The sequence below is a fragment of the Actinomycetospora sp. genome (assembly GCF_055612215.1).
Genome location: NZ_JBVPVA010000036.1, coordinates 1 through 4799, shown reverse-complemented (window position 1 = coordinate 4799; position 4799 = coordinate 1). Strand labels below are relative to the sequence as shown.

The following is a 4799-nucleotide window of genomic DNA, read 5'->3' as shown; positions in this document are numbered from 1 at the left end:
CGCTGGCAGAGCCCGAGCGGCCGGCCCTCCACGAGCGCGACCAGGTCCTCGTTCGGCTCCTCCCCGCGCAGCGTCGGCCCGAAGTCGCGCGCCACCGCCTCCGGGCTCGTCTCGTGGGCCCACCAGCGCGCCACGTGCGGTTCGGCCAGCCAGTGCGCGATCAGGTCGAAGTCGTCGACGGTGACGCGGCGGAAGGTGATCGGCACCGCCGCGACGGTAGTGCGCCGGCCCGGGGGTGCCCGTCCTCCTCAGGGCTCGTCGAGCTCGTGGCACCGCCGGACCGCTTCGGCGTAGACGGCGGCGACCGGCAGGTCCAGCGCCTCCGCGGCGGCCTCGACGTCCGCGATCTCGGGCTTGGACCGGCGCACGCCCGGGCCCAGCGAGACCGTCTTCACCGTGACGGAGCGGTGCGCGTCGGGCGGACCGACCTCGACGGTGACCGACGAGCGGGGGAGGGACTCGCGCTGCCACGCCGACCAGCGCACGCCGCTCGTGCTCGTGTGGCGCAGGACCGCGTCCGCCACCGATCGGCGCATCGTCTCCTCGCAGATCGCGCTCAGGACGTGCCCGGGGCGTCCGTGGCGGGCGATCATCGGGGTCGTCCAGCAGTCCCACGCGCCGGCGGCTCGCACGGCCCGCAGCACCGAGGGCCACAGCTGGGGATCGAGGTCGTCGACGGTCGCCTCGAGCACGACCGCCGCCCTCGCCGAGGATCCGGGGGTGGCGGACGTCCGTGACCCGAGGACGACCCGGGTGATGTTGGGGCGATCGACCGTGTCGCGGCGTCCGCCCCCGGTGCCGACCGCGTGCACCGTCATCGCCGGGAAGACTCCGGGGCGGGCGAGGGCCGCGACCAGCGCCGCTCCGGTCGGGGTGCTGCGTTCTCCCAGGAGATCGCCGCCCTCGAGCGCCAGACCGTTCTGCGCTGCGAGGTGGACGACCGCGGGTGTCGGCACCGGGAGCACGCCGTGCTCGGAGCGGACGGTGCCGCTCCCGGCGGCGAGCGCCGAACAGACGATCTCGGCCCCGTCCCGGAGCAGACCGAGGTCCTCCGCCGCGGCGACGGTCCCGACGACGTCGGCCAGCGCGTCGTGGGCGCCGACCTCGTGGAAGTGGACCTCGGCCGGGTCCTGCCCGTGCACGCGGCCCTCGGCGCCCGCGAGCAGCGCGAAGGTGCGGCGGGCGGCCGCTCGTCCCGGCTCCCCGAGGGCACTGCGGTCGATCCGGGCGTGGATCTCCGGGAGGTGGCGGTGCGTCGCGTCCTCCGCGTCCACGCTCACGTGGGCGCGACGGCACCGGAAGCCGCCCCGCCGCTCCTCGGAGGTGTGCAGGCCGATGCCCGGCACCCCGAGCGAGGCCACCGCCTCGCGCACGCGGTCCTCGTCGGCACCCACGTCGATCAGGGCGGCGAGGAGCATGTCCCCGGCGATCCCGGCGGACGCATCGATCCAGCACGCCGGGTACGCCTCAGCCACCACGCACCCGACGATGGATCTTGACGGCGTGCACGGCGGCGCCGAACCCGTTGTCGATGTTGACCACGACGAGACCGGGGCTGCACGAGGCGAGCATGCTGGTGGCGGCCGCGATGCCGCCGGCGGCCACGCCGTAGCCGATGCTCGTCGGGACGCCGATCACGGGGGCGGCGACCAGTCCGGCGACGACGCTCGGTAGCGCGCCGTCCATGCCGGCGACCACCACGACGACGTCCGCGTCGCGGAGCCGGTCGAGGTGCCCGAGCAGGCGGTGGAGACCGGCCACCCCGACGTCGGGGACGAGGTCGACGTCCACGCCGAGGGCGCGCAGCGTGGCGCGGCACTCGTGGGCCACCGGGAGGTCCGTGGTCCCCGCCGTGACCACCGCCGTGCGCCCCGTCGGCGACGGGAGCTCCCCGACGGTGACGGTGCGGCCCACGGCGTCGACCGCGACCGTCTCGTGGGGGAAAGCGGCGCCCGCCAACGCGAGTACCTCCTCCGGGCACCGTGTCGCGAGCGCCGGCGCGGACGGGTCGCCGTGACGCAGCTCGGCGAGCAGGTGCAGGGTCTGCTCCGGCGTCTTGCCCTCCCCGAAGACCACCTCGGGGATGCCGGTGCGACGTCGACGGTCGTGGTCGAGCTGCGCCACGTCCTCGACGCGCAGGGTGGGCCCGCTCACGGATGCCGGACCGGGGTGAGGGTCAGGTTGAGCGATCCCGAGCGGAACGGGTGGTCGTCGATGACGACGTCCTGGTATCCCGCGTCGAGCACCGCCGCCCGCACACGCTCCCGTCCGTCGTGGTCGAGCCGGGCGAGCTCGTCACCGTCCAGCTCGACCCGCGCGAGGGTGCCGTAGTGGCGGACCCGGAGCACGCGGTGGCCGAGGGCCTTCAGCGCCGTCTCGGCCCGGTCGACCAGGGCGAGGACGGGCGTGCTGACCTCGGTGCCGTAGGGGAGACGCGAGGCCAGGCAGGGGGAGGCGGGCTTCTCGGCGCTCGGCAGCCCGAGCCGGCGCGCGATGCTCCGCACGGCGTCCTTCCCGATGCCCGCCTCGAGCAGCGGGTGCCGGACCCCGTGCTCGGCGGCCGCACGCAGCCCGGGACGCCAGTCGCCGAGGTCGTCGGCGTTCGCCCCGGACACCACGACCGCGTCCTCGCGACGGGCCGCGAGGACGTCGAGCCGGCTGTAGAGCTCGCTCTTGCAGTGGTAGCAGCGGTCGCGGTCGTTGCGCCGGTACCCGGGCCGCTCCAGCTCGGCGGTGTCGATCTCCTCGTGGGTGATGCTCAGCTCCCGGGCGACGCGACGGGCGCCCTCGAGCTCGCCGCTCGCGAGGGCCGGCGACACCGCGGTCACGGCGACGGCGCGCGGGCCGAGCTCCTCGACCGCGACGGCGGCCACGAGCGAGGAGTCGACCCCGCCGGAGAACGCGACGACGACCGTGCTCAGGGCACGGACCCGAGCCCGTAGGTCGGCGAGCTGGTCTGCGGCCGCGGGCAGACCGTCCGCCACGGGGTGCGGCACCTCGGCTCCCACTACTGGACCTCCATCCCGAGGATCAACGACCCGGCGCACGGGCGCGGGCCGCCTCGATGAGCGCGGTGTCGGGCCACCCGTGGTCGAGCGCCTGGAACGCTCGCAGGAAGGCCCCGGGATCGCGACCGTGGCGGCGGGCGGCGAGGGTGATCGGCTCCCGGGTGGCGGCTCCGCAGAGCGCGCACGGGACCCCCACCGCGGCGAGCAGGCGTTGTCCGGCCCCGTCCGGGTGCCGCCTGAGGAACTCGACGATCGTGGTCGATCCCCGCACGCGCGGTGTCGGCCCACCGCCTTCGGCGGACTCCGGTGCCCGCGCGGAACTCACCCGCCGGCCTCCTGGGGGAAGCGGAGCGGCTGGGCGTCGAGCCGGATCATGTTGTCGGGCAGCTGGTAGCGGGCGAAGGGGAGGATGACGACCTTCGCCTCGGGTCCGTGCCGCCGCATCGCGTCGGCGAAGGCGGTGTCGAGCGAGGTGGTGGCGTCGATCCCGATGTCGGCGGCCATCTCGAGGTTCTCCTCGAGGGTCACCAGGGTCAGGTGCTTCTTGAGCATGACCTCGTAGATCGGGGCCCAGATGCACCCCGCCCACATCTGGATCACGCGCGCGTGGATGTCGCGCAGCATCCGCTCGTAGTTCTCCTGCGTGGGCGGCATGTAGGGCTTCATCAGGTCCATGAGCGCCAGGCCCGGGAAGTCACCGATCTCGGTCTTCACCCCGGGCGACGGGCTCGTGTAGATGATCGTGCCTCCGTCGCGCACGACGTAGTCGGCCGACATGCAGCCCCAGCCCGTGTGGAAGAACAGGTGGTCGGTCGGCGCGAACACGCCGCAGACCGCGATGTCCGCCGGTCCGTGTTCGCGCACCGGGTTGGCGAATGCGTAGACCTCGTTGAACCGTTCGATCGCGTGTCGATGGGAGACCGGGTGGGCGCCGAAGCTCATCTCGAAGACCCGACCGTGGGTGTCGAGGAGGACGTCCAGGGTCGCGGTCAGCCTCGCCATCGTCGCGATCTCGTCGATGTCCGAGCGCATCGGCCCCGCGAGTGCGCCGTAGTGGGTCTGCGGCGACATCGTGAAGTTCGCGTGGTTGGCCTCGATGGTGGCATCGGCGCAGACGCCCGGCATGACGAGCTTCCCACCGCCGCCGTATCCCCAGTGGTTGGCCTGGGCCTGCCCGATCGCCAGCACGACGTCGCTCTCGGTGACCGACTTGTGCACGTAGGCCGGCGTTCCCCGCGAGGTGATGCCGAGATAGGTGTAGACGTCGTAGTTCAGTGGGTCGTTCTGGAGGAACGTCACGCCCAGCCGTTCCATCCGGGCCAGGTTCTCGCGGCCGACCTTCTGTTCGACGTCGGAGGCCGAGAGCGGGAAGACCTTGCCGTTGCCGGTGATGACGGTGGCGCGGCTCGAGCCGGCCTCCTCGATCGCGTCGAGCACCGCGGGCAGGATCCTCGCCACCGGTGTCGGGCGGAACTGGTTGTCGATCACGACCGTGATGCTCCGGCCGCCCTCGAGCAGCTGCGCGAGGGTCGGACCGGCGACCGGATGCGCGATCGCCCTGCGCGTCTCCTCGGTGGTGTCGGCCACCGCGGGAGGCTCCTCGGGATAGATCGCGGCCAGCAGGTTGGCGGCCGGGAGCTCGAGCTCGAGCTCCTCCCGATAGACCTTGCTCTCGTCGCCCGCCGAACCGATCGTCAGGGGGTCCAGCGACTCGAAGGGGATACGGGCCCGGTACGTCTCTGTCATCGGGCGGCCTCCACAGCGTCGATGGTCTGGAACAGACCGTGGTGT

General features: G+C 73.4%; 6 protein-coding genes. All 6 read right to left on the bottom strand.

What is annotated here, in order from left to right; genetic code table 11:
* A partial coding sequence (locus AC0CYZ_RS00810; protein ID WP_472211142.1) for a GNAT family N-acetyltransferase occupies positions 1 to 206 on the bottom strand: 206 nt, incomplete at its 3' end.
* A 42-nt stretch (positions 207 to 248) separates the two neighbouring features.
* The gene (gene larC, locus AC0CYZ_RS00805; protein WP_472211139.1) at positions 249 to 1478 is read right to left on the bottom strand and encodes a nickel pincer cofactor biosynthesis protein LarC; all 1230 of its coding nucleotides are present in this window, start codon (positions 1476 to 1478) and stop codon (positions 249 to 251) included.
* On the bottom strand, positions 1468 to 2154 hold the full coding sequence (larB, locus tag AC0CYZ_RS00800; RefSeq protein ID WP_472211136.1) for a nickel pincer cofactor biosynthesis protein LarB: 687 nt from the start codon (positions 2152 to 2154) through the stop codon (positions 1468 to 1470). Before larB ends, larC begins: the two co-directional genes overlap by 11 nt.
* Positions 2151 to 2984, bottom strand: a complete 834-nt coding sequence (larE, locus tag AC0CYZ_RS00795; RefSeq protein WP_472211133.1) for an ATP-dependent sacrificial sulfur transferase LarE — start codon at positions 2982 to 2984, stop codon at positions 2151 to 2153. The genes larB and larE overlap by 4 nt, the downstream gene beginning before the upstream one ends.
* A 46-nt stretch (positions 2985 to 3030) precedes the next feature.
* Positions 3031 to 3279 (bottom strand): hypothetical protein, encoded by a 249-nt coding sequence (locus tag AC0CYZ_RS00790; protein WP_472211130.1) that lies wholly within the window; start codon positions 3277 to 3279, stop codon positions 3031 to 3033.
* Between the two features lie 50 nt (positions 3280 to 3329).
* A complete protein-coding gene (locus AC0CYZ_RS00785) occupies positions 3330 to 4754 on the bottom strand; it encodes a lactate racemase domain-containing protein (protein WP_472211128.1) in 1425 nt (474 codons plus the stop codon).
* Positions 4755 to 4799: the final 45 nt, after the last annotated feature.

Bases quoted from the DNA above. Each gene is read 5' to 3' on its own strand.
- AC0CYZ_RS00785 (WP_472211128.1), bottom strand. From the start codon at position 4,754: ATGACAGAGACGTACCGGGCCCGTATCCCCTTCGAGTCGCTGGACCCC.